The 23368-nt window shown below is 70.8% G+C and carries 21 protein-coding genes and 1 tRNA gene; 3 read left to right on the top strand and 19 right to left on the bottom strand.

From position 1 onward, the window contains the following. Positions 1 to 3: 3 nt before the first annotated feature. The 5 genes from BN6_RS03435 to BN6_RS03420 form a co-directional block, all read right to left on the bottom strand. Entirely contained in the window at positions 4 to 1446 is a 1443-nt protein-coding gene (locus tag BN6_RS03435) for a resuscitation-promoting factor (RefSeq protein ID WP_015098141.1), read from the bottom strand. A gap of 275 nt (positions 1447 to 1721) precedes the next feature. Beyond that, positions 1722 to 2561, bottom strand: a complete 840-nt coding sequence (locus BN6_RS03430; protein WP_015098140.1) for a TatD family hydrolase — start codon at positions 2559 to 2561, stop codon at positions 1722 to 1724. 45 nt (positions 2562 to 2606) lie between these two features. Then, positions 2607 to 4397: a methionine--tRNA ligase gene (metG, locus tag BN6_RS03425; RefSeq protein WP_015098139.1), complete on the bottom strand. Its 1791-nt coding sequence runs from the start codon at positions 4395 to 4397 to the stop codon at positions 2607 to 2609. Between the two features lie 72 nt (positions 4398 to 4469). Continuing rightward, positions 4470 to 4643, bottom strand: coding sequence for a DUF397 domain-containing protein (locus BN6_RS43210; protein WP_015098138.1), 174 nt, complete (start codon positions 4641 to 4643; stop codon positions 4470 to 4472). A gap of 14 nt (positions 4644 to 4657) precedes the next feature. Next, positions 4658 to 5503 (bottom strand): helix-turn-helix domain-containing protein, encoded by an 846-nt coding sequence (locus BN6_RS03420; protein WP_041311819.1) that lies wholly within the window; start codon positions 5501 to 5503, stop codon positions 4658 to 4660. Between the two features lie 88 nt (positions 5504 to 5591). On the opposite strand from BN6_RS03420, the gene BN6_RS03415 reads away from it, so the two are divergent. Further along, positions 5592 to 5840, top strand: a complete 249-nt coding sequence (locus tag BN6_RS03415) for a hypothetical protein (protein WP_015098136.1) — start codon at positions 5592 to 5594, stop codon at positions 5838 to 5840. A 3-nt stretch (positions 5841 to 5843) separates the two neighbouring features. Here BN6_RS03415 and rsmI read toward each other — a convergent pair whose 3' ends face one another. Then, on the bottom strand, positions 5844 to 6698 hold the full coding sequence (gene rsmI / locus BN6_RS03410; protein WP_015098135.1) for a 16S rRNA (cytidine(1402)-2'-O)-methyltransferase: 855 nt from the start codon (positions 6696 to 6698) through the stop codon (positions 5844 to 5846). 15 nt (positions 6699 to 6713) lie between these two features. On the opposite strand from rsmI, the gene BN6_RS03405 reads away from it, so the two are divergent. Beyond that, on the top strand, positions 6714 to 8285 hold the full coding sequence (locus tag BN6_RS03405) for a dolichyl-phosphate-mannose--protein mannosyltransferase (RefSeq protein WP_015098134.1): 1572 nt from the start codon (positions 6714 to 6716) through the stop codon (positions 8283 to 8285). Between the two features lie 276 nt (positions 8286 to 8561). Here BN6_RS03405 and BN6_RS47600 read toward each other — a convergent pair whose 3' ends face one another. After that, on the bottom strand, positions 8562 to 8738 hold the full coding sequence (locus BN6_RS47600) for a hypothetical protein (RefSeq protein WP_197540238.1): 177 nt from the start codon (positions 8736 to 8738) through the stop codon (positions 8562 to 8564). Between the two features lie 9 nt (positions 8739 to 8747). Here BN6_RS47600 and BN6_RS46460 point away from each other — a divergent pair, with 9 nt between their 5' ends. Further along, entirely contained in the window at positions 8748 to 8915 is a 168-nt protein-coding gene (locus BN6_RS46460; protein ID WP_158509341.1) for a hypothetical protein, read from the top strand. Here BN6_RS46460 and BN6_RS03400 read toward each other — a convergent pair. The 12 genes from BN6_RS03400 to glp all read right to left on the bottom strand — a co-directional run bounded on the left by BN6_RS03400 (position 8866) and on the right by glp (position 23358). Further along, positions 8866 to 10839 (bottom strand): serine/threonine-protein kinase, encoded by a 1974-nt coding sequence (locus BN6_RS03400; protein ID WP_015098132.1) that lies wholly within the window; start codon positions 10837 to 10839, stop codon positions 8866 to 8868. The genes BN6_RS46460 and BN6_RS03400 overlap by 50 nt on opposite strands. A gap of 16 nt (positions 10840 to 10855) precedes the next feature. Beyond that, positions 10856 to 11425, bottom strand: a complete 570-nt coding sequence (locus BN6_RS03395; protein ID WP_015098131.1) for a TetR/AcrR family transcriptional regulator — start codon at positions 11423 to 11425, stop codon at positions 10856 to 10858. Positions 11426 to 11649: 224 nt separating this feature from the next. After that, on the bottom strand, positions 11650 to 12957 hold the full coding sequence (locus BN6_RS03390; protein ID WP_015098130.1) for an alpha-lytic protease prodomain-containing protein: 1308 nt from the start codon (positions 12955 to 12957) through the stop codon (positions 11650 to 11652). Between the two features lie 290 nt (positions 12958 to 13247). Next, the gene (locus tag BN6_RS03385; RefSeq protein ID WP_015098129.1) at positions 13248 to 16298 is read right to left on the bottom strand and encodes a UvrD-helicase domain-containing protein; all 3051 of its coding nucleotides are present in this window, start codon (positions 16296 to 16298) and stop codon (positions 13248 to 13250) included. A 105-nt stretch (positions 16299 to 16403) separates the two neighbouring features. Further along, positions 16404 to 16703 carry a pyridoxamine 5'-phosphate oxidase family protein gene (locus BN6_RS03380; protein WP_015098128.1) on the bottom strand — a complete coding sequence of 100 codons (300 nt, stop codon included), beginning with the start codon at positions 16701 to 16703 and terminating at the stop codon, positions 16404 to 16406. Between the two features lie 39 nt (positions 16704 to 16742). Continuing rightward, positions 16743 to 17453 carry a hypothetical protein gene (locus tag BN6_RS41540; protein WP_015098127.1) on the bottom strand — a complete coding sequence of 237 codons (711 nt, stop codon included), beginning with the start codon at positions 17451 to 17453 and terminating at the stop codon, positions 16743 to 16745. 37 nt (positions 17454 to 17490) lie between these two features. Beyond that, positions 17491 to 18213, bottom strand: a complete 723-nt coding sequence (locus BN6_RS03370; protein ID WP_148302720.1) for a Crp/Fnr family transcriptional regulator — start codon at positions 18211 to 18213, stop codon at positions 17491 to 17493. 380 nt (positions 18214 to 18593) lie between these two features. Further along, entirely contained in the window at positions 18594 to 19877 is a 1284-nt protein-coding gene (gene hisS / locus BN6_RS03365) for a histidine--tRNA ligase (protein WP_015098124.1), read from the bottom strand. A 550-nt stretch (positions 19878 to 20427) separates the two neighbouring features. Next, positions 20428 to 20500: transfer RNA gene (locus BN6_RS03355), tRNA-Ala, on the bottom strand. A gap of 72 nt (positions 20501 to 20572) precedes the next feature. Continuing rightward, positions 20573 to 21241 (bottom strand): divisome protein SepX/GlpR, encoded by a 669-nt coding sequence (gene sepX, locus BN6_RS03350; RefSeq protein WP_015098122.1) that lies wholly within the window; start codon positions 21239 to 21241, stop codon positions 20573 to 20575. A gap of 158 nt (positions 21242 to 21399) precedes the next feature. Continuing rightward, positions 21400 to 22062 carry a GNAT family N-acetyltransferase gene (locus tag BN6_RS03345; RefSeq protein ID WP_015098121.1) on the bottom strand — a complete coding sequence of 221 codons (663 nt, stop codon included), beginning with the start codon at positions 22060 to 22062 and terminating at the stop codon, positions 21400 to 21402. Between the two features lie 72 nt (positions 22063 to 22134). Next, the gene (gene glp / locus BN6_RS03340) at positions 22135 to 23358 is read right to left on the bottom strand and encodes a molybdotransferase-like divisome protein Glp (RefSeq protein WP_015098120.1); all 1224 of its coding nucleotides are present in this window, start codon (positions 23356 to 23358) and stop codon (positions 22135 to 22137) included. Positions 23359 to 23368: the final 10 nt, after the last annotated feature.

The raw sequence follows: 23368 nt of genomic DNA, 5'->3' as shown, positions 1-23368 counted from the left end.
AACTTACGGCAGGCCCAGCTTCTGCTGGCAGTGGGGCCACGCCGAGTACCCGCCGCGCGCGTCGCGCAGCTTGGTGGCCACGGCGATCTGCTGCTCGCGGCTGGCCTGGTGGGGGTAGGCGGCATACGCGGCACCGCCGTACGCGTCCCACGTGCCCTTGTTGAACTGGAGGCCGCCGTAGTAGCCGTTGCCGGTGTTGATGGCCCAGTTGCCGGTCGCCTCGCAGTTGGCCAGCCGGTCCCACACCGCGCCGTCGGGCGGGAGCTTGGTGCCGACCTTGACCTTCTTGGCCTTCGGCTCCTTGGTGACCTTCGCGCCGAGCTTCTCGCGCCCGGTCTCCTTGCCGTTCTTGATGGTCACCCGGTAGGTGACGATCTGCTCGCCGGCCTCGCCCGGCTCCAGGACCTCTTTCTGGCCCTTGAGCATCGTGTCGTCCTTGACCTCCTCGACGGGCGGCTCGACGGCCTCCGTCGCGTTGATCACGGACACGCCGGTGCGGCTGATGTGGACCTCGGCGCCGTTGGTGATGCGCAGGTCGCCGGCGGACTCGAGCTTGTCCTCCGGGCCGAGCGAGATGTTCTCGGCCTTCATCAGCTCGTCGACGGTCAGCGCCGTCGTGCGCAGCTGCTTGGGCTCGGTGCCGCCGTCGTAGAGCGTGACGGTCTTGAGGCTCTTGACCTCCAGCGCCATCCCGCCGAGCGGGACGGCCATGCCGCGGTCGTGGGACAGCCACGCGCCCTCGTCGGCGACCTGGAGCTGGTCGAGCGCCTCGTCCACGGTGACCGAGCGGACCCAGCCCTCGCGCTGCTCGCCGTCGACGGTCATCTTGACCAGCCGGCCGCGGTCCAGCGAGATCTTGCCGCCGTCGCCGACCTTCGCCTGGGGGGACGGGCTGAGCGCGTCGTGCTCACCGACCGCGATGCCCTCGTCGGCGAGGATCTCGCCCACGGTGGACTCGTAGGTCCGCACGGTCTTGAGTTCGCCGTCGACGTCGACGGTGACGGACTTGTCCATCGCGATGGCGGTCGCTCCACCGCCGGAGATGGTCACCAGCACGGTGGCGACCGCGGCCTTGAGGAAGCGGCGCTTCCACTTCCCGGCGGCTTCGACCAGGGCGGCGGGCGGGGCGCTCGGCTGCTCGGCAGCCAGGGCTCCGGCGACCCGGTCCTGGGAGACCTCGTCCGGGATGATGATGGGCGGGAGGAGCGTGGTCTCGGCGTTGATGAGCTTGATCAGCTCGTCGACGTCGACGTTGGCACTGGCCAGCAGGTCGTCCGCGTCGGGTCCGAGGACCTCCAGCACGTCGTCCGGGGTGATGCTGAAGACCGTGGTGTCCCAGTCGGACCAACCGGGCTCGGGTCTGTCCAGGACGTCCACGCCGGTGGGCGGTGCCTGGTCAGGCCGCACGGGGGTAAACCAGTCGGTGTCCTCGTTGAACGAGTTCACGGGGTTCCATACCTCCTGAAGGCGCGAAGGTTTCGCGCACACGTTCGGTGTCGGCGGTCAACAGGTGATCTCCGGCAACTCCCGCGTGTATCCGTCTTCTCGCTTCTGGTGTGTAAACCCGCCCCGACTGCGGGCTGCGCCCCAGGGGGATCGAACTCGGGGCACGGTCACGGGACCGTAACGGGTGCGCGGGGGTTGTGCAAACACCCCTACCCGCCTTGTGAGTTCGATCACCCCAACAGCGGAGCAAGTCCGTCCGCCATTCGTCGTAAGTCCTACTGCGACTGCACCACGTCACCGAGGTTGAAGACCCGCTCGGCGTTTCGGGTGACAGTTGACGCAAGGTCGGCCACATCCACGTCACGCAACGTCGCGATGTCACGGAGCGTGTAGTTCGCGCAGTACGGCTCGTTCGGCCGCCCCCTGAACGGGTGGGGCGTCAGGAAGGGGGCGTCGGTCTCCACCAGGAGGTGGTCGGCCGGCACCCACGCCGCCGCCTCGCGCAGCGCCCCCGCGTTGCGGAAGGTCACCGCGCCGGCGAACGACAGGACGAACCCGCGCTCCACGCACGCGCGCGCGAAGTCGAGGTCGCCGGAGAAGCAGTGGAAGACCACTGTGGACGGCGCGCCCTCCTCGTCCAGCACCTTGAGCACGTCGTCGTGCGCGTCCCGGTCGTGGATCATCAGGGTCTTGCCGGAGAGCTTGGAAAGCTCGATGTGCCAACGGAAGGCGTCGTGCTGCGCGGCCGGCGGCGAGTAGTCCCAGTAGTAGTCCAAACCGGTCTCGCCGATCGCCACCACGCGCGGTCGCGCGGCCAGCGCGGTGAGTTCCGCGCGGTCGGCATCGGTGAAAGTGGACGTTCGGGTCGGGTGCAGCGCGACCGCCGCGAACACCCGCTCGTCCCACGTGGCGGCTTGCGCCGCCCACCGCGCGGACGCCAGGTCGTCGGCGACCGTGATCACCCGGTCGACCCCGGCCGCATTTGCCCGGTCGAGGATCTCCCGCACCTGCTCGGGCGTCTGCGCCCCGCAGGCGTCGAGGTGGGTGTGGGCGTCGACCACCGGCACCGGAAGTGCTTCCGGGACCGGTGGCCGCTCACCCCTGCGCTTGGTCACGTCGTTCCGCTCGCGGACGGGCTCACCACCTGGCTCGCTGACGGCTCACTTGACGATCGGGGCCCACTCCGGGCCGGTCTCGGCCAGCTCCGGGTCGAGCTTGGCGAACAGCGGCGCGGGCTTGGCCAGCGGTCGGCCCACCGGGATCGGCGTGGACTCCCACTTGGCCTGCTCACCGGCGTAGTCCCCGGTCAGCACCGGGTACTCGCGGTCCGGCACGTCGAGGTCCGCGACCTCGTTGAGCTGCGGCTGCGCCGCCCACACGCCCGAGCCGCCCAGCGCCTCGTGCACCTTCTGCGCCGAGTGCGGCAGGAACGGCGTGAGCAGCGTGTTCGCGTCCTGGACGACCTGGAGCGCGGTGTGCAGGACGGTGTCCCGGCGGACCGGGTCGTCCTTGAGCTTCCACGGCTCCTGGTCGGACAGGTAGCGGTTGGCCGCGCCGACCACCTTCATCGCCTCGCCCGAGGCCTGCTTGAACCGCGAGCGGCGCAGGGCGTCGCCGACCACGCCGAAGGCGTTGCGGGACAGGGTCAGCAGGTCGTGGTCGGCGTCGGTGAGCGCGGTCGGCGCCGGGATCGCCCCGACGTTCTTGTGCGCCATCGAGATCGACCGGTTGACCAGGTTGCCCCACTCGTTGGCCAGCTCGAAGTTCGTCCGCCGGACGAACTCGTCCCAGGTGAAGTCGGTGTCCTGGTTCTCCGGGCCGGCCACCGAGATGAAGTAGCGCAGCGCGTCCGGGCCGAACTCGCGCAGGAAGTCGGTCACGTAGATGACGGTCCCGCGCGAGGTGGAGAACTTCGAGCCGCTCATCGTGAGGAACTCGCTGGAGACCACCTCGGTGGGCAGGTTCAGCGGGCCGAACGCGCCCGGCTCGCCGCCCTTCGCGCCCTGGCCGTTCTGGCCGAGCAGCAGCGACGGCCAGATCAGCGAGTGGAAGACGATGTTGTCCTTGCCCATGAAGTAGTAGCCCTGGGCGTCGCCGGTCCAGAACTCCTTCCAGGCGTCGTCGTCGCCGGAGCGCCGGGCCCACTCGACCGACGCGCTGAGGTAGCCGATGACCGCGTCGAACCACACGTAGAACCGCTTGAGCGGCTGGTCGCGCCAGCCGTCGAGCGGGATCGGCACGCCCCAGTCGAGGTCGCGGGTGATCGCGCGCGGGCGCAGGTCCTTGATCAGGTTCTGGCTGAACTTGAGCACGTTCGGCCGCCACTCGGTGCGGGTCTGGAGCCAGCCGCCGAGCGCGTCGATGAACTGCGGGAGGTCGAGGAACAGGTGCTCGGTCTCGACGAACTTCGGCACCTCGCCGTTGATCCGCGAGCGCGGGTTCTTCAGGTCGATCGGGTCGAGCTGGTTGCCGCAGTTGTCGCACTGGTCGCCGCGCGCGCCGTCGTAGCCGCAGATCGGGCAGGTGCCCTCGATGTAGCGGTCGGGCAGGGTGCGGCCGGTGGACGGGCTGATCGCGCCCATCTCGGTCTTGGGGATGACGTAGCCGTTGCGCCACAGGGCGAGGAAGAGGTCCTGGACGACCTTGTAGTGGTTGCCCGTGGTGGTGCGGGTGAACAGGTCGTACGAGAGGCCCAGCCCGTGGAGGTCCTCGGCGATGACGCGGTTGTACTTGTCCGCGAGCTCGCGCTCGGTCAGCCCCTCCTTCTCCGCCTGGACGGAGATGGGTGTGCCGTGCTCGTCCGTGCCGGACACCATCAGCACCCGGTTCCCCGACATCCTCATGTACCGCGAGAACACGTCGGAAGGGACACCGAACCCTGACACGTGACCGATGTGACGGGGCCCGTTCGCATACGGCCACGCCACCGCGGTCAGCACGGAAGCACTCATGTGTTAAGCCTACGGAGGTGCCGCCACCTGGTTTCGGGCGGCTCACGTGCCGACGGTCCGTCGGACTGCGAACTACCGGGCGACACGCACGACCAACGCCCGCCAAGCGGCGGGTGAGAAGGCCAGCCGACCGGCGTCAGGGCTCTTGGAGTCACGCGCCAGGACCGCCCCGGCGGCGAACGCCACTTCGACACAGTCTCCGTTGTTGGAGCTGTGGCTGCTCTTGACCCAGCGGAGCCCGGACACGGGAGCCTCCCCGACTAGTCGTCGCCAGGCATCACCTTGAGGTGCGTCAGGGTCTGCTGCGGCGACATCGCGACCGTCTGCAAGTTCTTCGCCGCCATTTTATAGGTCTCGACGTCGTCCTGATCCTGCACGTAGACGGCACCGTCGAGGCGTTCGGAGTAGGCGATCGAGCGGGCCTGGTCGAAGTCCAGGACGACGAACTTGCCGCTCATCGCCGTGTGCGGCCCGTCCCGAGGTCGCCAGATCTGGATCGTCACGTTGGGCCGCTTCGCCATCTCGCACAGGTGCTTGTACTGGTTGTAGCGGACCTCGGGCGTGCCGACGTTCAGCCGGAGCGCGCCGTCGCCGATCACCGCGTGCAGTTCGAGCGGGTCGTCGTCGGTGAGCCGCTTCGCGCGTGCGACGCGGAACGACACGAACCGCTCGGCGTGGTCGGGCCGGACGAACCCGGTCGCTTCGGTGATCGCCCGCGCGTACTCCTCGGTCTGCAACAACCCCGGCATGACGAGCGGTTCGAACAGAAACGCCTTCGCGGCGAGCCCCTCCAGCCCGACGAAGGTCTTGAACCAGTCCGGCACCAGGTTCGACCACGAGGCCCACCAGGACTTGCCCTCACCGCTTTGACTCAGCGAGGTCAGCCGGTCGGTGTCGTGCCGCGCGGCCCCGTAAAGCGCCAAGAGCGCGCCGATGTCTTCGGGCAACTGCTGGTAGCGCCCGGTCTCCATGTGGCTGAGCTTGGCGCGGGCGATCCCGGTGGCCTCCTGCACCTGCTGCGGCGTGATCGCGGCCCGCTTGCGGTGGTGCGCGAGTTCCACGCCGACCAGCCAGCGCAGTGCCGACGGATCATGGCGAATTGTCATGCGACTCATATTGGCGCATGTTTCGGGATTTGATGTTCACTCCATCGAGCGATTCAAGTCGCTATTCATATCGCGCTACCGTTAGCGCATGGACTCGCTGGGTGAATTGGAATACGAAGCGCGCACCTTCCAGCCGAGGCTGTTCGCGCTGGTGGGGGTCAGCGCGCGGCAGGAGGACGACCCCGGTTTCGTGGCGTGGGGGATGGAGTTCGAGGAGCCGCGCTCCGCCGTCCTCTGGTCCGAGGACGGCGGGACGTGGCAGTCGACCAGCGCAGCCGCGTTGCTCGCCCGCCACCAACTGCTCGGCGACGCCCGCCTGATCTGGCTCGAAGGTTGAGCCTCAACCGCCGCTGACGGCCGCGTCGTAGAGGGCCTTCTTGCTCACCCCGGCCGCCGCCGCGACCTCCGCCGCCGCCGACTTCATCCGCTCGCCGTCCGCCACCCGCTGCTTGACCTCGGCCACCAGCGACTCCATCGACGGCCCCTCGACCGGCGCACCGGGCGCGAGCACCACCGTGATCTCGCCCTTCACGCCCTCCGCCGCCCACTCCGCCAGTTCGCCGAGCCCGCCGCGCCGCACCTCTTCGTACGTCTTGGTCAGCTCCCGGCAGACCGCCGCCCGCCGATCCGCGCCCAGCACCTCCGCCGCGTCGGCCAGGGTCGCGGCCAGCCGGTGCGGCGACTCGAAGAACACGACCGTGCGCGGCTCCGCGAGGAGTGCTCCGAACCAGCGTTGACGTTCACCGGACTTCCTCGGCGGAAAACCGTCGAAGCAGAACCGGTCCGACGGCAGACCGGACACCGCGAGCGCCGTGGTCACCGCCGACGGACCCGGCAGGCAGGTCACCGTCAACCCCTCCTCGACGCACGCGGCCACCAGCCGGTACCCCGGGTCGGACACGCTCGGCATCCCGGCGTCGGTCACCAGCAGCACCGTCTGCCCCGCGTGCAGGGCGTCGACCAGACCGGGCAGCCGACTGGTCTCCACCTGGTCGTAGAAGCTGATGACCCGCCCGCCCACTTGCACGTCGAGCGCGGCGGCCAGCGAGCGAAGGCGTCTGGTGTCCTCGGCGGCCACGACGTCGGCGCTCGCCAACGCGGCCACCAGGCGTGGCGAAGCGTCACCGATGTCGCCGAGCGGAGTCGCGGCGAGCACCAGACGGCCTGATCCGGATACAGGTCTCACACCGTTCACCCTACGATCGGCCCCGTGAGCCTGATCGCACCGCAGTCCGCAGACGACGTGGTCGACGTCGGGGAGCTGCCCCCGACCAGCCCGCCTCCGGGCAACGACCGCGAACAGCGGGCCCGGCAACTCGAACCCGGCCCGGTGGGCAACGCCCTGCGCGGGTGGCTCGTCACCCTGGCCGTCGCACTGGTCGGCGGCGTGGTGCGGTTCTGGAACCTGGGGTTCCCGACCGACAAGGGCACCCCGATCTTCGACGAGAAGCACTACGTGCCGCAGGCCGCGCAGGCGTTGCGCAACGGCGGCTACGAGGACAACCCCGGCTACGAGCTGATCGTCCACCCGCCGCTGGGCAAGCAGCTGATCGCGATCGGCGAGTGGATCTTCGGCTACGACGGGGTGGGCTGGCGGTTCGCCGCCGCGCTGGCCGGGACGATCGTGATCGTGCTGGTGGTGCGCATCGCCCGCCGGCTGACCGGGTCGGACCTGCTGGCCGCGATCGCGGGCGTGCTGCTGATCGCCGACGGCCTGAGCCACGTGCAGTCCCGGATGGGGATGCTGGACAGCTTCCTGGTGCTGTTCGTGGTGGCCGCGTTCGCGTGCCTGATGGCCGACCGGGACCAGGTGCGGTCGCGGTTGGCGGTCGCGGTGCGCGAGGGCTGGGTGAACAACTCGCCGTTCGGGCCGACCCTGGGTTTCCGGTGGTGGCGGTTCGCCGCCGGCGTCGCGCTGGGCCTGGGCTGCGGCGTGAAGTGGTCGGGCGCCTGGTTCATCGTGTTCTTCGGCGTGCTGTCGGTGGTGTGGAGCGCGACGGCGCGCCGCTCGGCGGGCGTGGAACGGCCGTGGCTGGGCACGATCGTGCGGGACCTGTTGCCGTCGCTGTTCGCGCTGGCGCTGATCCCGATCCTGGCGTACCTGGCCACGTGGTGGTCCTGGTTCGCCAGCGAGACGGCCATCGACCGGCACGTGGCGGGCGTGAAGATCCCGGAGGACTCGTGGATCCCGGAGCCGCTGCGCGCGCTCTGGTACTACAGCGGCAACGTGCTGGACTTCCACACCAAGCTGGTGACGTCGGAGACGAACAAGCACCCGTGGGAGTCGAAGCCGTGGACGTGGCCCATGGGCCTGCGCCCGATGCTCTACTACTACGAGGGCGAACTGACCGGCTGCGGCACGGCGACGTGCGTGGGCGCGATCATGCTGGTCGGCACGCCCGCGATGTGGTGGCTGGCGTTCCCGGTGCTGGCGTGGGCGCTGTGGAAGTCGATCGCCAAGCTGGACTGGCGCTACGCGGCCGTCCTCGTCGGCTACGGCGCGGGCTTCCTCCCGTGGTTCACCAACGTCGACCGCCAGATGTACCTCTTCTACGCGATGCCGATGGCACCGTTCCTGGTGCTCGGGATCGTGCTGGCCCTGGGCGAGATCCTCGGCTCGTCGTCGGCGGGCCAGGAACGCCGGGGCACCGGCCTGCTCGTCGTGGCCCTGTACGTGGGGCTCGTGGTGGCGAACTTCGTGTGGCTCTGGCCGATCCTCAACGGCGTCCCCATAACCCCGGAGATGTGGGAGGCCCAGCGCTGGCTGCCGTCCTGGCGGTGACTGCCGGGGGCGGCGTCGCCGCCCCCTTCACGTCAGTTCTGCTCTGAGACGTCGACCGTTACCGGGAGCGTGGGAACCACCACGTCCGCGCCGAGCACGGAGTCGCTTAACGAATCGCGCCTGATTCCGCGTTTCGTTCCGGACGGCACCGAATGCGCCACCCGGAAACCGCAGATCTCCCGCCGGGGATCGGCCACCACCACCGTCGGGTCGGCTTTCGCCGTCCGCACCAGTTCCGATGCGCCCCCGCGCCTTCGCCCGTTCGCCGCAGCCCGATCAGCCGGGCAGTTCGGTGGGGACCGGGTTGCGGGTGCTCTCGAAGATGACCGAGCTGCGGAAGCTGACCACCTCGCGGCGTTCGCTGAGGCGGTCGATCAGGAACTCGCGCCTCGCGGCCGACATCGCGCTGGACACGTTGATGGGCGTCACGTCGACGGCGCCGGCGGCGGGCATGGCGGCGCGGTGAAGCTGCTGCCCCACCGCCTGCCGCCCGCCATCGCCCTCGCGTCCACGCTGGTGGTGCTCGGGTTCTCCGCGAAGTGGCTGCCGATCCCGCTGGTGGTGGGACCGGTCGCGGGGTTCAGCGCACCGGTCGGGTCGGCGGCTCGGGCCGGTCGATCATCCGGGTGACCGGGCCCTCCTTGCTCACGCCCGCCTGCGACAGCCACGACCCCAGCTCGGCCCGGACCGCGGCCAGCGGCGGGCGGCGCTTCGGGTCGGCGTCCAAGGCGGTGGTGAGCAGCCGGTGGTGGGCGCTGCGCTGGGGCAGCTTCACGCACGGCTCGCCCTGCGCCGCGGCCATCAGCGACGAGATCGGGTTCTCCCGCGACCCGCGCGGCGGGTGGCCGGTCAGCGCGTAGCTCACGGTGGCGGCGAGCTGCCAGGCGTCCGACGCGGGGCTCGCCGCCTCGCCGCGCGCGGTCTCCGGGGCGAGGAAGTCGGGCGTGCCGACCATCATCCCGGTGGCGGTGAGCGTGCTGTCGCCCTTGGACCGCGCGATGCCGAAGTCGATCAGGTGCGCGGTGCCGCTGCCGTCCACGATCACGTTGGACGGCTTCACGTCGCGGTGCAGCACGCCCTGCTCGTGCGCGGCGGCCAGCGCGTCGGCCATGTTCACCCACAGCCGCGCGGCCAGCGTGTCCTGCAACAGGCCGCTCTTGAGCACCACGTCGGACAGCGGCTGGCCGTCGATGTACTCCATGACGATGGCCAGGCCGTCCGGGTCCTGGACGATGTCGAACACCCGCACGCAGTTCGGGTGCCGCACCGCCGCCAGGGCCCGCGCCTCGCGCAGCATCCGCTGCTCGGTGTCGTTGTCCGGGGCGTGCGCGAGCTTCACCGCGACCGTGCGGTCGAGCTGGGTGTCCACGGCCAGCCACACCGTGCCGAACCCGCCGCGGCCGAGCTGGCGGACGCGGCGGAACCGGCCGCTCGCCGGGTTCCACACCTTGCCGTCGGACGTGGTGGGCGTGGGCATCGGCGAACTCGCGCCGGGACCGAACGGGAGCGGACCGGGGGTGTCGGCGAGCTGCGCGGGCTGCTGCTCGACCCGGGTGGGCCGCGGCCCGCTGGGCTGCTCGACGCGCGTCGGCCGGGGTCCGCTGGGCTGCTGGGCGGGCTGCTGGTTCGGGGGCGGCTCGACCGGCGGCACCTCGGCGATCCGCGTCGGCGGGTACTGGCGCGGCTGCTGCGAGGGCTGCTGGGCCGGCTGGACGGGCTTGTGCGCCGGCGGGTTCGGGTTGTACGGCGGCACCGGCCGGTACTGCGGGACCTGCGCCGGCTGGTACGGCGGCGGCTTGGGCGGCCCCTGGTAGGGCGGCGGGTTGTTGCGCGACGACGCGGCGGACTGCGGCTGCTGCGGGGAGTTCGGCGTGCCGCGCTCCCGGCCGGGGCGGTTGAGCATGGCGGTAGTCAACCCGAAAATCCGCACGACCAGTGAGCCGATCAGGGCAACCGGGAAGAATCCGAGCAGCAGGTGGCCCACCAGCGTCACGGGCAGTGCCGAGGTGGCTACCAGGAGGACCAGGAACGGCGGCCAGAACACCCGGCGCGGCCAGTTCGGGCCGAGCCGGAAGGCCGAACCGGCCTGGAGCATCACGAAGATCAGGCACAGCAGCGCGAGCACCGCGGTGATGCAGCCCAGGACCAGGAACAGCACGTCCGACTGCCCGGTCACCACCTTGACGATCGACGGCGCGCCGACCAGGTACTCGTCCTGGGTGAGCGCGAAGCACGGCGACCCGCTCAGCGACTCCATGCCGGCCACCGCGTTGGTGCGCAACGCCGTGGACGCGCCGGAGAACAGGACCCACGGCAGCACCAGCGTGCTGGAGACGCCGAGGACGGCGAAGATCGCGCCGGTCACCGGCCCGTAGGAGTTGCCGACCACCCGGCGGACCGTGATCGCCAGCAGGGCCGCCACCGTGGGCAGCACGCCGATGAGCGCGCCGAGCGCCGTGGTCGTCCACGCCCAGTCGCCGGGGCAGATCGGGACGGCGGTCCAGCCGTGCAGCCACGCCAGCAGCGACTCGGCCAGCTCCACGCCCTCCACCACCCCTTCTCGTCGCCTCTCAGGGTACGGGTGCGGGCCAACCCGCCAGGGCCGCACGGGCAACGTGGCCGAGTTCTTCGCGCGTCGCGCCGTCGCGGGCGAGCCCGGACATGCCGCGCAGGGTCGCGGCGACGAAGACGGCCAGGCCGTGCGGGTCGGTGGCGGCGGGGAGCACCCCGGCGGCGACGTCGGCGCGGATCCTGGCCTCGACGGCGTCGACCTCGGCGCGCCGGGGCCCGGCCAGTTCGGGGGCGCTGAGCACCAGGCAGCCGCGCGGGCGTTCCGGGTCGGTGTACTCGGTGGCGGCCTCGCGCAGGATCCGCTCGACGGCGGCGCGGGCCGTCGGCTCCTCGGCCAGGGCGCGGGTGGTGAACGCGCCGTACGTGCGCTGGTAGCGCTCGACGACCTCGGCGAACAACGCCTTCTTGTCGCCGAACGCGGCGTAGAGGCTCGGCGGGTTGACCCCGGTCAGCTTGGTGAGGTCGGCCACCGAGGTGGCGTCGTAGCCGGCGTGCCAGAACGCGCGCATCACCTGGTCGAGCACTTCCGCACGGTCGAACCCACGTTTGCGCCCCGCCACACCCGCCATTTTATAACGACCGCTACAGTGCGTTCCGCAGCGATCACCACAGCGCGGAGCAGTCCGGGCGCCAGACCTGAAAAAGCCGGGAACGGCCAGGTGAGGGACCTGGCCGTTCCCGGTGGTAGTGGGGGCGGGGCGCCTCCGCAAACGCCCCGTCATCCCCGGTAGACGCGTGGGAGAAGGGGGGCCCGACGGCCGTCGGGCCCCTCCCCCGCGCGTGAAGCTTGCCGCTAGCCCACGCGCGCCCACAGGGCGGGCACAGCGGGCGGGTCCCAGCCGGTTTGGGACGTGTGCCCCTGCAAGCACCTGTACCCGACGCCGCTGTACGTGACGTTGGTGCCGGCCGCGTACGCGACGCCTGGCTGCCAGGACGTACCACCGCCAGGGTTGCTGGTCGTCGTCGTCGGCCCGGTAGTCGGAGTGCCGCCGCCGTCGAGGACCAACTGGAGGCCGTAGGCCTGGAGGATCGGGTTCACCGGCTGGTAGTACGTCGTGCCGCCGGAGGAACAGTTCCCGGAACCGCCCGAGGTGACGCCCTGGGCCTGGTCGCCGGAGAGCCACGAGCCGCCGGAGTCGCCGGGCTCGGCGCAGGCGTTCGTGCGGGTGACTCCGGAGATGGTGCCCTCGGGGTAGGTCACCGAGGTGTTCTTCTGCTGGATCGTGCCGCAGTGCCAGCCGGTCGTGGAGCCGGAGCGGCAGACCGAAGCGCCGACGGCGGCCTCGGTGGAGCCCTTGACACCGACCGTGCCGGGGTAGCGGTTGACCAGGCCGCGCATGGTGTTGCCCGCGCTGACCCGGACCCACGCGTAGTCCCGACCCGGGAAGGTCGAGCCGGCGAACGTGCCGCTCGGCTGGGTGGTGGTCGAGCCCGTGCGGCCGCAGTGGCCGGCGGTCACGAAGCCGCCGTTGACCGAGAAGCCGACCGAGCAGCGACCGCCGCCGCCCATGTAGTACGCGTTGCCGCCGATCACGTCGATGAGGGCGCGCGGGTTCTCGGTGGACTGCTCGATCCGCACGTCAGCCGCGTCCACGCCGCTGGCCTGGATGAACGACTTCGCGCTGTCGGTGTTGCGGGCGAGCACGACCACGGAGTTGGACTGCACGTCCACGTACCACGCGGGCACGTCCTTGGGCGCGTTCTTGTTCGCGTCCAGCTTGGACTTCAGGGTGTCCAGCTGGATCTGGCTGCGCTTGACCACCTTGGGGGTCGCGCCGGCGTCCTTGACAGCCTGGATCTGCGCCTGGCTGGTGACCGCCACGGTGAACTCCGTGGCGTCGCCGTTGAGCCACGCGCCGGCGTAGTCGGCACCGAGCTTGGTCTTGAGCGACTGCTCGGTGGTCGCGGCCTTGGCCTCGCGGCCGATGCGGGCGCGGGCCTGGTCCGGGCTGATCTTGAAGTCACGCGCCATCGCGGCGATGACGCCGTCTTCTTGTGCTGCTGTGGGTGGGCCGGCGGTCGCTGAAGTGGTGAGAGCTGCTGCCACGCCGGCAGCACTCAATACCGTGACGGCGACGGCGGCGGCGATACGTCGAGTCATCCGCTGTCTCCTTGCAGGGGGGTGACACAGGATGCGGGGCCGTTGCGACCGACGCTAGCCGGCTGAGGGAGACGGCGGATATGCCAGTAGAGTCATAACGTCAGGTTATGGTCCAGTCCACTTGTGATCTTCTGGACCACGTAACCGCAGGTGGAGACGTTATAGCGGTACCCGGCAAACGGTTAAGTCGCCGGTGATGAGTTAACAGGCGACAACGGGCAAGCTACGCCGCAGGGCCGCCCGGCGGCAGTGGTTGAGCGGTTCGCCGGCCCGTGCGCGCCCCCGCCGGCTCAGAGCAGGCTGAGCTGGGTGCCGCCCTTGCGCCGCCTCGGCCGGAGGTCGCCGACCCGCTCGAACCCGGTCAGCTCGGCCAGGAACGGCGACCGCGCGCGCTCGCCGGCGTAGCTGAGGAACAGGTGCCGCTGCGCGCGCGTCATGCCGACGAACATCAGCCGCCGCTCCTCCGCCACGTCCTCGGCGTCGTCGGCGGTCGCACCGGGCCACCGCAACGGCAGCAGCCCGTCCTCGCAGCCGACGATGAACACGACCGCGAACTCCAGCCCCTTGGACGCGTGCAGGGTGAGCAGCGAGATCCGGTCCGCGCGCGGGTCCCAGGTGTCGACCTCGACCCCGAGCGCCAACGTCGTGCCGAACCGCTCGAAGTCCGAGCCGCACTCGACCGCCAGCGGCTTGAGCAGCTCGTACGCGGTGTGGTCGTCACCGGCCGCCGCGCGCACCCGGTCCAGCACGGAGTCCCCGGCCGTGAAAGCGATCTCACGCACGATCCGGGCCACGCCGGGGCGTTCCGCGAGCCGGTCGTGCGACCGTTTCTGGAACGGCAGGCCGGACTGGGTCAGCGCGTCCACCAGCGCCCGCGACTGCCGGTCCGTCCGATACAGCACCGCGAAGTCGGAGAACCCGAGCCCCTGCGATCCCTCGGACACCGACACCCGGCCGCTGTCGAACGCGTGGAACGACGCGCCGCCGAGCACCTGCTCCACGGTCCGCGCCACGAACACCGCCTCGGCCTGCTCCGACGACGCGTGGTGCACGCCGATGCGCGCGTCACCGTGCTCGCCCATCGCCCGCAGTTCCCGTTGCGGCACCAGCGAAGTAGGCGCGATCACCTGCATCGCACCGGCCACGACGAGCGCGCTGGACCGGTAGTTGCGGGTGAGCTGGACGCTGCGGGCACCCGGGAAGTCCTCCTGGAAGCGCAGGAAGAACCCGACGTCCGCGCCCCGGAACCGGTAGATCGCCTGGTCCGGGTCGCCGATCGCGGTCAGGTTGCCGTCGGCCGGCGCGAGCAGCCGCAGCAGCCGGTACTGCTGCTCGTCCACGTCCTGGTACTCGTCCACCGAGATCCACCGGTAGCGCTCGCGATAGGCCGCGACCAGCGCAGGATCGTTGTCCAGCAACGACAGCGGCAGCGCGATCAGGTCGTCGAAGTCGACCAGGTCCAGGGCCCGCAATGCCTTCTTATACTGCTCGTCGCCCTCCGCGACCAGCCGGCGCGCCTCCTCGTCCCCGCCCGCGACGGAGCGCGCGACCTCCCGTTGCCGGTCCGGGTCGGCGATCCCGAACCCGGCGGACAGGCCGGCCGCGGCGTGGTGCTCGCGCAGGATCCGCACGCCCAGCGAGTGGAACGTGGCCACGGTCAGCCGGCGGGCGTGCCCCGGCGCCAGCGCGGCCAGCCGTTCGGCCATCTCCTCGGCGGCCCGGCGGGTGAACGTGATGGCCAGGCACTCCTCCGGCGCGACGCCGCGCTCGGTGACCAGGTGGGCGATCCGGTGCGTCAACGTGCGGGTCTTGCCCGTGCCCGGTCCGGCGATGATCAGCAACGGCCCGCCGTCTGCCGACGCCGCCGCGCGCTGCTCCGGGTCCAACCCGTCCAGCAGCGACTTACCGTCCACAGTGGACTTGTCCGGGGTCGGGACGTCCGGTGCGGGTTGGACGGGCGTGGCACGTGGCGCGGACCGTGCCGGCGTGGCCGGTGCCTGCGTGGCCGGTGCCTGCGTGGCCGGTGTCCGGGTGGCTGGTGTCCGGGTGGCTGGTGCCGCTTCGACGTCGAACAGCGATAACGAGGCGCGGCGGCGGTCCAGCTCGCCCGGCTCGAACAGCCGGATCACGCCGTACTCGCCGTCGTAACCCGCGTCGCGCACCACCTGGCCGCGCCGCAACCGTTCCACGGCCTCGCCCAGCAGCGTGGAGTGCGCGGCCAGGTCGTCCACCGGGACGTCTTGCAGGATCCCCAGTTCCGGCCCCAGCGCGGCGGTCAGCTTGTCGACCTCGCCGAGCACCCTCTTGCTCTTCGGTCCGGTGCCCAGGATCTCGCTCATGATCTCCGGTAACGGCACCAGGTTGCGGAACCCGGCGGCACCCGGCGGCCGGAAGCCCTCCGGCCGGTCCGCCAGCTCGTCCACCCGGCTGAGCACGCCGATCGTCAGCGGCTTGCCGCACTCGGGACAGATCCCCTTGTGCGCCAGCGTTTCCGCCGGGTCCATCCGGACGCCGCACTTGCGGTGGCCGTCGACGTGGTACTTGCCCTCCTCGGGGAAGAACTCGATGGACCCGGCGAACCCGGCACCGGTCTCCAGCGCGCGCTTGACCGAGTGGTAGTCCAGGTCGGTGTCGAACACGGTCGCCTCGCGGCCGAGCATCGGCGGCGAGTGCGCGTCGGAATTGCTGACCAGGCGGTACTTGTCGAGCCCGGAGACCCGCCAGTTCATCTCCGGGTCGCTGGACAGGCCCGTCTCCACGGCGAAGATGTGGTCGGCCAGGTCGACGTAGCAGTCCGAGATCGCGTCGAAGCCGGATTTCGAGCCCAGCACGGCGAACCACGGCGTCCAGATGTGCGCGGGCACCAGGTAGCCGCCGCACTCCAGGGTGATCTCCAGCAGGTCGCGGGAGTCCAGCCCGAGGATCGGCCGGCCGTCCGACCCGATGTTGCCGATCCTGGCCATCCGCCGGTTGAACTCCGCCGCCGAGTCCAGGTCCGGCAGGTAGACCAGGTGGTGCACCTTCCGGGTGCGGTCGCCGCGCTTGTAGATGGTGGAGATCTCCACCGACAGCATGAAGCGGACCGTCGTGCCCGCGAGCGAGGGCGCGAGCGTGCGGTCGATCTCCCGGTCCAGGTCGGCGCGCAACCGGAACAGGCCCGGCTCGGCGGGCTCCAGGTTGTCCCGCAGGTGGTCGTGCCACGCGGGGTGGGTGAAGTCGCCGGTGCCCACCAGCGAGATCCCCTTGCGCCTCGCCCACCAGGTCAGGTGTTCCAGGTCGCAGTCCCGGCTACAGGCTCGCGAGTACTTCGAGTGGATGTGGAGGTCGGCCACGAAGCGCACCGACCAGATCCTAGTCCTGGCACGGCTTCCGCCCGTGGGCGGGACCTCACGGGTTGCGGAAGGCGATCATCCGCGCGGGCTCGATCCGGGCCCACGGCAGCGCGCTCATCCAGCCGTCCCAGGTCGGCGGGCCCGGATGTGGCGGAACCGCAGGGAATCCGCGCCCGACCCGAAGTGCAGCCGTCCCCGGAAGAACAGCCCGTCGACCGGCCCCACGCGCGGCTCACCCGCGGCCGTCGTGGTCGCCAGCGCCATGACCCGCATCGCGCCCAACTCGGCGACGACCCCGGCCGCGCCCAACCGCCGTTCCGGCGTGACGACCGACCGCAGGTGCCGCCCCGCCACCGCGTAGGAGTCGTCGAGCAGGCGCTGCAACCACTTCAGGTCTTCGGCCGTCTCGTGCACGCCACCAGGCTAGACCCCGCAGTCCGACTTTCGCGGCGCTCACTCACCCAGCCCCAGCACGACGTCCGGTGGTCCCTCGACCCGGAAAACACGAACGGCGTCCGCGATCTTCACGGACGCCGTCTCCGGCTTCACCCCCCGACCGGGCCGGGGCGCGGGTTCACCCCCGGGGGGCACCCAGAGCCAGCCCAGCCGGCGGAAGTCCTTCGCCGGGACGTGGATCGGCCGGAAGCCGACCTGGTCGAGCCCGCGCTCGCCGCGCCGCACCACCTCGGTGTAGAACCGGTCGGAGACGATCAGCCCGAGGTCCTGCGCGGGCGAGTCGACCAGCGCCTGCCGGAACCTCGGCGCGTCCACCAGCCGCGCGGTCGCCACCACCGGGTCACCGCCGACGTGCGGCACCTCCACCACCGTCTCGCCGTGGTCGATGGCGACCCGCAGCCGCAGCCGGTGCTCCGGGTTGGACACCCGGTTCACCTCGCTCAGCGCGATGGGGATCTCCCGCAGCACGAAGTCCGCGACGATCCACGCCTTGGCGATGCAGGCCTCGATCACCAGCGTCGCGCTGTCCCCGTCGGCCCGCCGGAACGAGCTGCCGATCGGGTACCGGGGGTCCCGGACGGCGTCGAGCGCCAGGTCCAGCACGGACTCCAGCGCCCGGTCCAACAACACCTGCCGGCCGCGGTCACCGGCGCCGGAGCCGACGACGTCGAACCGCAGCACCGTGCGCGCGAGTGCGAGTGTGCTCACGTTGCCTCACTGGAGGGGTAGGGAGTCGGCGATGTGATCACCCTTGGGGGCAGGCACCGCGGCCACCACATCCCCTGACGTCTTTCGCGGGGTTCAGACCGGACAGTGCGGTGAAACAGCCCAGGCAGGGGATGTCGACCCGGCCGTACCCGGTCGTGACCAGCCCCCGCGCCCGCAGGCCGCGCAGCGCGCGTTGCGCCGACACGTGCGAGGCCGCCGCGAGCTGCGCCAGCTCCTCCTGGCCCAACGGCACGGTCACCCCGCGCGGCCCGAGCGCGCTGTCGTCGGCGAACAGCCCGACCAGCTCCGCCAGCACCCGCGCGACCCGGGTGTCCACGCTGTCCGAGGTCAGCTCGGACTGCTTGCGCTCGGCGTCGCGCAGCCGCTGGGACACCTGCCGGACGACCTCGCGGGCGATCGCGGGCCGTTCGCCCATGATCCCCATGAACCGGGCCTTGGCGATCTTCGTCGCCGAGACCGGGTCGTGCGCCACCACGGACGCCGACCGCGGCCCGTCGTCCACGCAGGACATCTCACCGAGCAGTTCGCCGCTGCCCCGGATCCCGAGCAACCGCTCGTGCCCGGCCCCGTCCCGCGCGACCACCTTCACCCGCCCGGACCCGACCAGCAGCACGCAGTCCCCCGGATCCCCCTGCCGCATGAGGTGATCCCCCGGCGCGTACCGCACCGTCCGCCCGCATTCCACCAAAGCCCGCAAATCAGCGGCCCGCACCCGACCCGCGAACACCTTGCCGCCCACACCGCCACCCCCGCCCACGGCCCCACCCGCCGAAGTCGGACACGAATACTGTCGCCGGCACCACGATGCACCGACCCGAGCCGGATTTCCAGCAACCCGGGCGAGAAACACCGACACATTCCGCCGAACCCGAAAAATCAGGGAGAAGGCGGGGAGTCAGGCCGACTATTCACCCCTGCTGTCCCCCGACACCGGCGTCCCAGCACGTTCGCCTGCACGAACTCCCCGCCGAACCGCTTTTTGTCACCTAAACCAGGACATGCGACACGGTCGATCACGTCAAGGTTTTCGGCGAAGTTCCGCTTGAACACACCGAAAGCCTGCGTCAGCTCCACTCACGCCGTGCCCACGCTGCGGCTAACACGGAGGGCCTTCTTCCGTTACTTCACAACGCCCAGTGGGCGCTCCGGTTCAACGGTTCCGTCGGTGGAGACGGCCCGCAGGTGCACGAAGCCGGTGAAGCCCTGACCCTCGACGCGGTTCAACTGGGCGGGAAGCTTGCCGCTGCGTCGGATCACCGTCGTCTCCCGGCCCTCGGCCCGCGCTTGGCGAGCGCGTTCGAGGGCGTAGGAGATCGGGACCTCCGGCTCGAACAGCACGGCCAACGCCGACCTGGCCGGGGCGTCGGGGATCAGGTCGATGATCCGCTCGAAGCCCAACGAGAATCCGCAGGCCGGGATGTCCTTGCCCAGGGATCGGCCCACGAGCTTGTCGTAGCGGCCTCCACCAGCCACGGAGGACGACGACTCCGGGTGGGAGATCTCGAAGATCTGACCCGTGTAGTAGCCCATCCCCCGCACCAGGGTCGGGTCGAACTCCCACCGCACCGGGCGACCGGTACCGAGGTCGGCCAGACATCCGACCGTCGTCGCCATCTCGGCCACTACCTCATCCGGCAGGGTGGGCACGGCCTCGGCGAGCCGATCGGCGACCTTGTCCGCCGCCGGCCCGATCAGCCCTTCGATGATCGACTGGGCGTTGTCCACCGCCGAGGCGGACAGACCTCGCTTGTCGACCAGCTCGGCGCGCACGCCCTGCCAGCCGATCTTGTCGAGCTTGTCGAGACCGATGAAGAACCCGGCCCACTCCGGTTCGGCCAGCCCGACGTGTGCGGCCAGCGCCGACAGGAAACGACGGTCGGACAGCCGCACCGTGGTGCCGGTGATGCCGATCGCGTCCAGCGCTTCCGTGGTCGCCTCGATCAACTCGACCTCGGCGAGCACTGAACCGTCACCGATCAAGTCGATGTCGCACTGGTAGAACTGCCGGTAACGCCCCTTCTGGGGTCGCTCTGCCCGCCACACCGGAGCGAACTGGAAAGCCCGGAAGGGCGAGGGCAACGTGGCGTGGTTGTTGGCGTAGAAGCGCACCAGCGGCACCGTCAGGTCGAACCGCAGTCCCAGGTCGATCAGATCGGCAACCCGAGCGCCGTCCTCGACCTGCTCGCCGAGACCCCGCTTGAGGACCTGGAAGATCAACTTTTCGTTCTCGCCACCGTCACCGCCCTGGAGACGCCGGATGTCCTCCAAGGCGGGCGTCTCGATGCGGTGGTAGCCGTAGCGGTGGTAGACCTCGCTGATCCTCGCCAGGACGTGGTCCCGCACGGCAACGCTGTCGGGAAGCAAGTCACGAGTACCGCGTGGCGGACTGTTATCGATCTTCACCTGTCGACCCTCTACGGCTCACGGTTTGCGCGGATCTTCCGCGTCGCGGCGTACTGCTCGACCTGGTCGGGCCTGCCGAGGTGAATGTCCACCGGGTGCCCCGTCGCCAGGTCGGCCGCCGCAACCCGGACCGCTGAACGGTACCGCTCAGGCGTGAGCCCAGGCGTCAGCAACTTCTCGGCCGGCCCTCCGTACAACCCGATCGTGGTCACGAGCGCCCCTGCCGGCAGAAAGGTCTCGCCTCCAGCCGCGAAAGCGTGGCCGCCGAACTCAAGGCGGCACAGGGAAGAACCACAGAATGGGCCCGCCATGTCCGACCCGGCCACGCTGGACGGAGTCCACGAAGGACAGCAATGACATTCTCCGTACAGGCAACCGCGATCAGCGCAAGGCCATCGCGCGGAACCTCGTCCCCATGATCAAGATCACCGAACCTGCTGGATCGTGCCCAGCTTCCGGGTGTCCGTCCCAACGGGGCCACACACCGAAAGGGCGGGAACCGGCTTACCGGTTCCCGCCCTTGAAGGTGTTCGTACACCTCGGTCTTCGGTGGAGCTGAGGGGAATCGAACCCCTGACCTACTCGATGCGAACGAGTCGCGCTACCAACTGCGCTACAGCCCCGTGTTCAGTTGTCGTTCCCGTGGTGCGGGGAGAAGCATATCAGTAGCCGGGGGGTGGCTCCGCCACCCCCCTCTACTCGCCCGAGGCGCGCCGGTACGGCAGGGCTTCGGGGCCGTCGAGCTCGACGAACATCGGGTCCTCGTCGTCCGCGTCGACCACCACGGTGCCGGGGCGGACCTGGTGCCGGAAGCGCGGCTGGGGGGCCAGGCCGGTGTCCTCGACCTCGTCCTGTTCCGTCTCCTGCCGCACGTCCGGGCGCCCGGACGTCCGCCTGCGGGCCTGGGCGAGCCGGGCCAGTCGGCGGGCGCGGATGTCCTCCTCGATGCGGACCTGGCGGCGCAGGTACACCAGGTACCCGACCAGGGACAGGTCGACGGCCGCGTGGCCCCACCAGGCGAGCGGGTACAGCACGCCCGCGACGACTCCGGTGACCAGCGCGGCCAGCAGCAGCGCGCCGACCACTCGGCGGCGGAAGGCGTACTTCGCCTGCGCCACGATGGCCGCCGTCTCCGGGTCGAAGCCGCCGCGACCGGGCCGGTACGGCCGGTGGGCGTGCTCCTCCTCGAAGTCGTCGGCCTGGTCGGCGAACTCCTCGTAGTCCTCGTCGAACTCGGCATCAGGCATGGCGTCGTACTCCTCCTCCATGCTGTTCCGCGCATCGGCGCGCTTGCGCACGACCATCGGGACGAGGACGACCAACCAGGCCACGACCAGCCCCACGACGATCAGCGAGCTCGGCATCCCCGTCACCTCCCCCTACCCCGTGGCACGCGAACTGCGTACGCCACGCTAGTCACAACAGTCACACCAGTGTCGGAGGCTCGCCGACCGGCATACGTACCAAAGTGTGGTCTATCACCCACTTTCGGGTGATCCGATTATGCCGTTCGGCCTGTTGGTCAGGCGGTTCGGACGTGCCCCTGTGCGGCCAAACGGCGTACGAGACCTTCCGGTGAGGCTTCCTCGGAAGTCATCGCGAAGCACAGGTGGTCCCGCCAGTCGCCGGCCACGTCCAGGTACCGGCGGAACAGGCCCTCCTCGCGGAAACCGACCTTCGCCAGCACGCGCAGGCTCGCCGCGTTCTCCGGCCGCACGGTGGCCTCCAGCCGGTGCAGCCCGGCGTCGCCGAAGCAGTGGTCCACGACCAGCGCGAGGGCCGCCGTGGCCACCCCGCCGCGCGCCCGGTCGGCGGCCACCCAGTAGCCCACCCACGCCGACCGCAGGGCCCCGCGCACGATGTTGCCCACCGTGATCTGCCCGGCCAGGTCGCCGTCCACGGTGATCACGAACGGCAGTGCCTGCCCACGCCTGGCCAGCGACCTCAGCGACGACCACTGCGCGGGCCACGACATGGCGGCGTTGCGCTCGGGCCAGCCGTCGACCGCCGTGGGCTCCCAGTTCTCCAGGTAGGACTGGTCGCGCATCCGGATCCGGGACCACGTGGTGGCGTCGAACAGCTTCGGCGGGCGCAGCGCGACCAGGCCCGCGTCGACCCGCAGCGGACCCAGCCGCGCGGGCCAGCCGGGGTGCCTACCGCCCTCCCACGCCAGACCCGCGCCCATCCGTCCCCTCTGCGTCCAACGTTTCCGCCTGTGCTCGCGCGCTCGACTCTGCTGCGTCCGACTCTTCTGCACTCAACTCTTTTGGGCGAGGAAGCTGACCAGCACTTCCTCCCCCACGACGACGTCGGTGACGTCCTCGTCGACCATGATCAGGCAGTTCGCCTCGGCCAACGACGCCAGCAGGTGCGAACCGGAGATACCCAGCGGCTGGACCAGGTACTCGCCGTTGTCCGCGTCGCGCAGCAGTTGGCCGCGCAGGTAGCCGCGCCGGCCCTTGGTCGAGGTCAGCGGCGACAGCAGCCGCGCGCTCACCGCCCGCCGGTACGGGTTGCGCTTGCCCAGCGCGGCCCGGATCAGCGGGCGGACCAGCACCTCGAAGACGACCAGGGCGCTCATCGGGTTCGCGGGCAGCAGGAACGTGGGCACCGCGTCCGGCCCGAGCCGGCCGAAGCCCTGCACCGAGCCGGGGTGCATGGCCACCCGGGTCGAGTCGACGTCGCCCAGGTCGGCCAGCGCGGCGCGCACCTCGTCGCCGATCACCCCGCCGACGCCGCCCGCGACAACCACGATCTCGGACAGCAGCAACCGGCCCTCGACCACCTCGCGCAGCCGGCGCGGGTCGGCGGACTGGATGCCGACCCGGCTGACCTCGGCGCCCGCGTCCCGCGCGGCGGCGGCCAGCGCGTAGGAGTTGACGTCGTAGACCTGCCCCTGGCCGGGGGTGCGGTCGACGTCGACCAGCTCCTCGCCGATCGAGATCACCGACACCCGCGGCCGGGGGTGGACCAGCACCTTGTTGCGCCCGACCGCGGCCAGCAGACCCACCTGGGCGGCGCCGATGGTCGCGCCGCGGCGGACCGCGACGTCACCGGTCTGCACGTCCTCGCCGGTCCGCCGGACGAACCCGGCGGACGGCACGGGACGGCGCACGGTCACCTTCGCCGGGTGCCCGTCGGTGTACCCGAGCGGGACCACGGCGTCGGCCAGCGTCGGCAGCGGCGCGCCCGTGGCCACCCGGACGGCCTGACCGGGTTGCAGCCGTCTGGGCTGGCGCGACCCGGCCGTGATCTCACCGACCACGGGTAGCTGCACCGGCTCGTCGTTGGCGGCCTGGACGTCCACGCTGCGCACCGCGTAGCCGTCCACCGCCGCCTGGTCGAAACCGGGCAGGGCGCGTTCCGCGACCACCTCCTCGGCGCAGAGCAGGCCCTGCGACTCGGAGATCGCCACGCGCACCGGGGCGGGCCGCACGGCGGCGGCGATCACCCTGGCGAGCTGCTCGTCCACTGACCTCATGTGTTGACCC

This window comes from Saccharothrix espanaensis DSM 44229, assembly GCF_000328705.1.
Classification (GTDB): domain Bacteria; phylum Actinomycetota; class Actinomycetes; order Mycobacteriales; family Pseudonocardiaceae; genus Actinosynnema; species Actinosynnema espanaense.
Note: the sequence above shows the minus strand (reverse complement) of the source record. Positions and strands in the feature narration are given on the sequence as shown.

Coding starts and splice junctions, on each gene's coding strand:
- glp (WP_015098120.1), bottom strand. CDS start 23,358: ATGAGGTCAGTGGACGAGCAGCTCGCCAGGGTGATCGCCGCCGCCGTG.
- BN6_RS03420 (WP_041311819.1), bottom strand. CDS start 5,503: ATGACAATTCGCCATGATCCGTCGGCACTGCGCTGGCTGGTCGGCGTG.
- BN6_RS03415 (WP_015098136.1), top strand. CDS start 5,592: ATGGACTCGCTGGGTGAATTGGAATACGAAGCGCGCACCTTCCAGCCG.
- BN6_RS47600 (WP_197540238.1), bottom strand. CDS start 8,738: ATGCCCGCCGCCGGCGCCGTCGACGTGACGCCCATCAACGTGTCCAGC.
- metG (WP_015098139.1), bottom strand. CDS start 4,397: ATGAGTGCTTCCGTGCTGACCGCGGTGGCGTGGCCGTATGCGAACGGG.
- BN6_RS03345 (WP_015098121.1), bottom strand. CDS start 22,062: ATGGGCGCGGGTCTGGCGTGGGAGGGCGGTAGGCACCCCGGCTGGCCC.
- BN6_RS03395 (WP_015098131.1), bottom strand. CDS start 11,425: ATGGCGGGTGTGGCGGGGCGCAAACGTGGGTTCGACCGTGCGGAAGTG.
- sepX (WP_015098122.1), bottom strand. CDS start 21,241: ATGCCGAGCTCGCTGATCGTCGTGGGGCTGGTCGTGGCCTGGTTGGTC.
- BN6_RS03390 (WP_015098130.1), bottom strand. CDS start 12,957: ATGACTCGACGTATCGCCGCCGCCGTCGCCGTCACGGTATTGAGTGCT.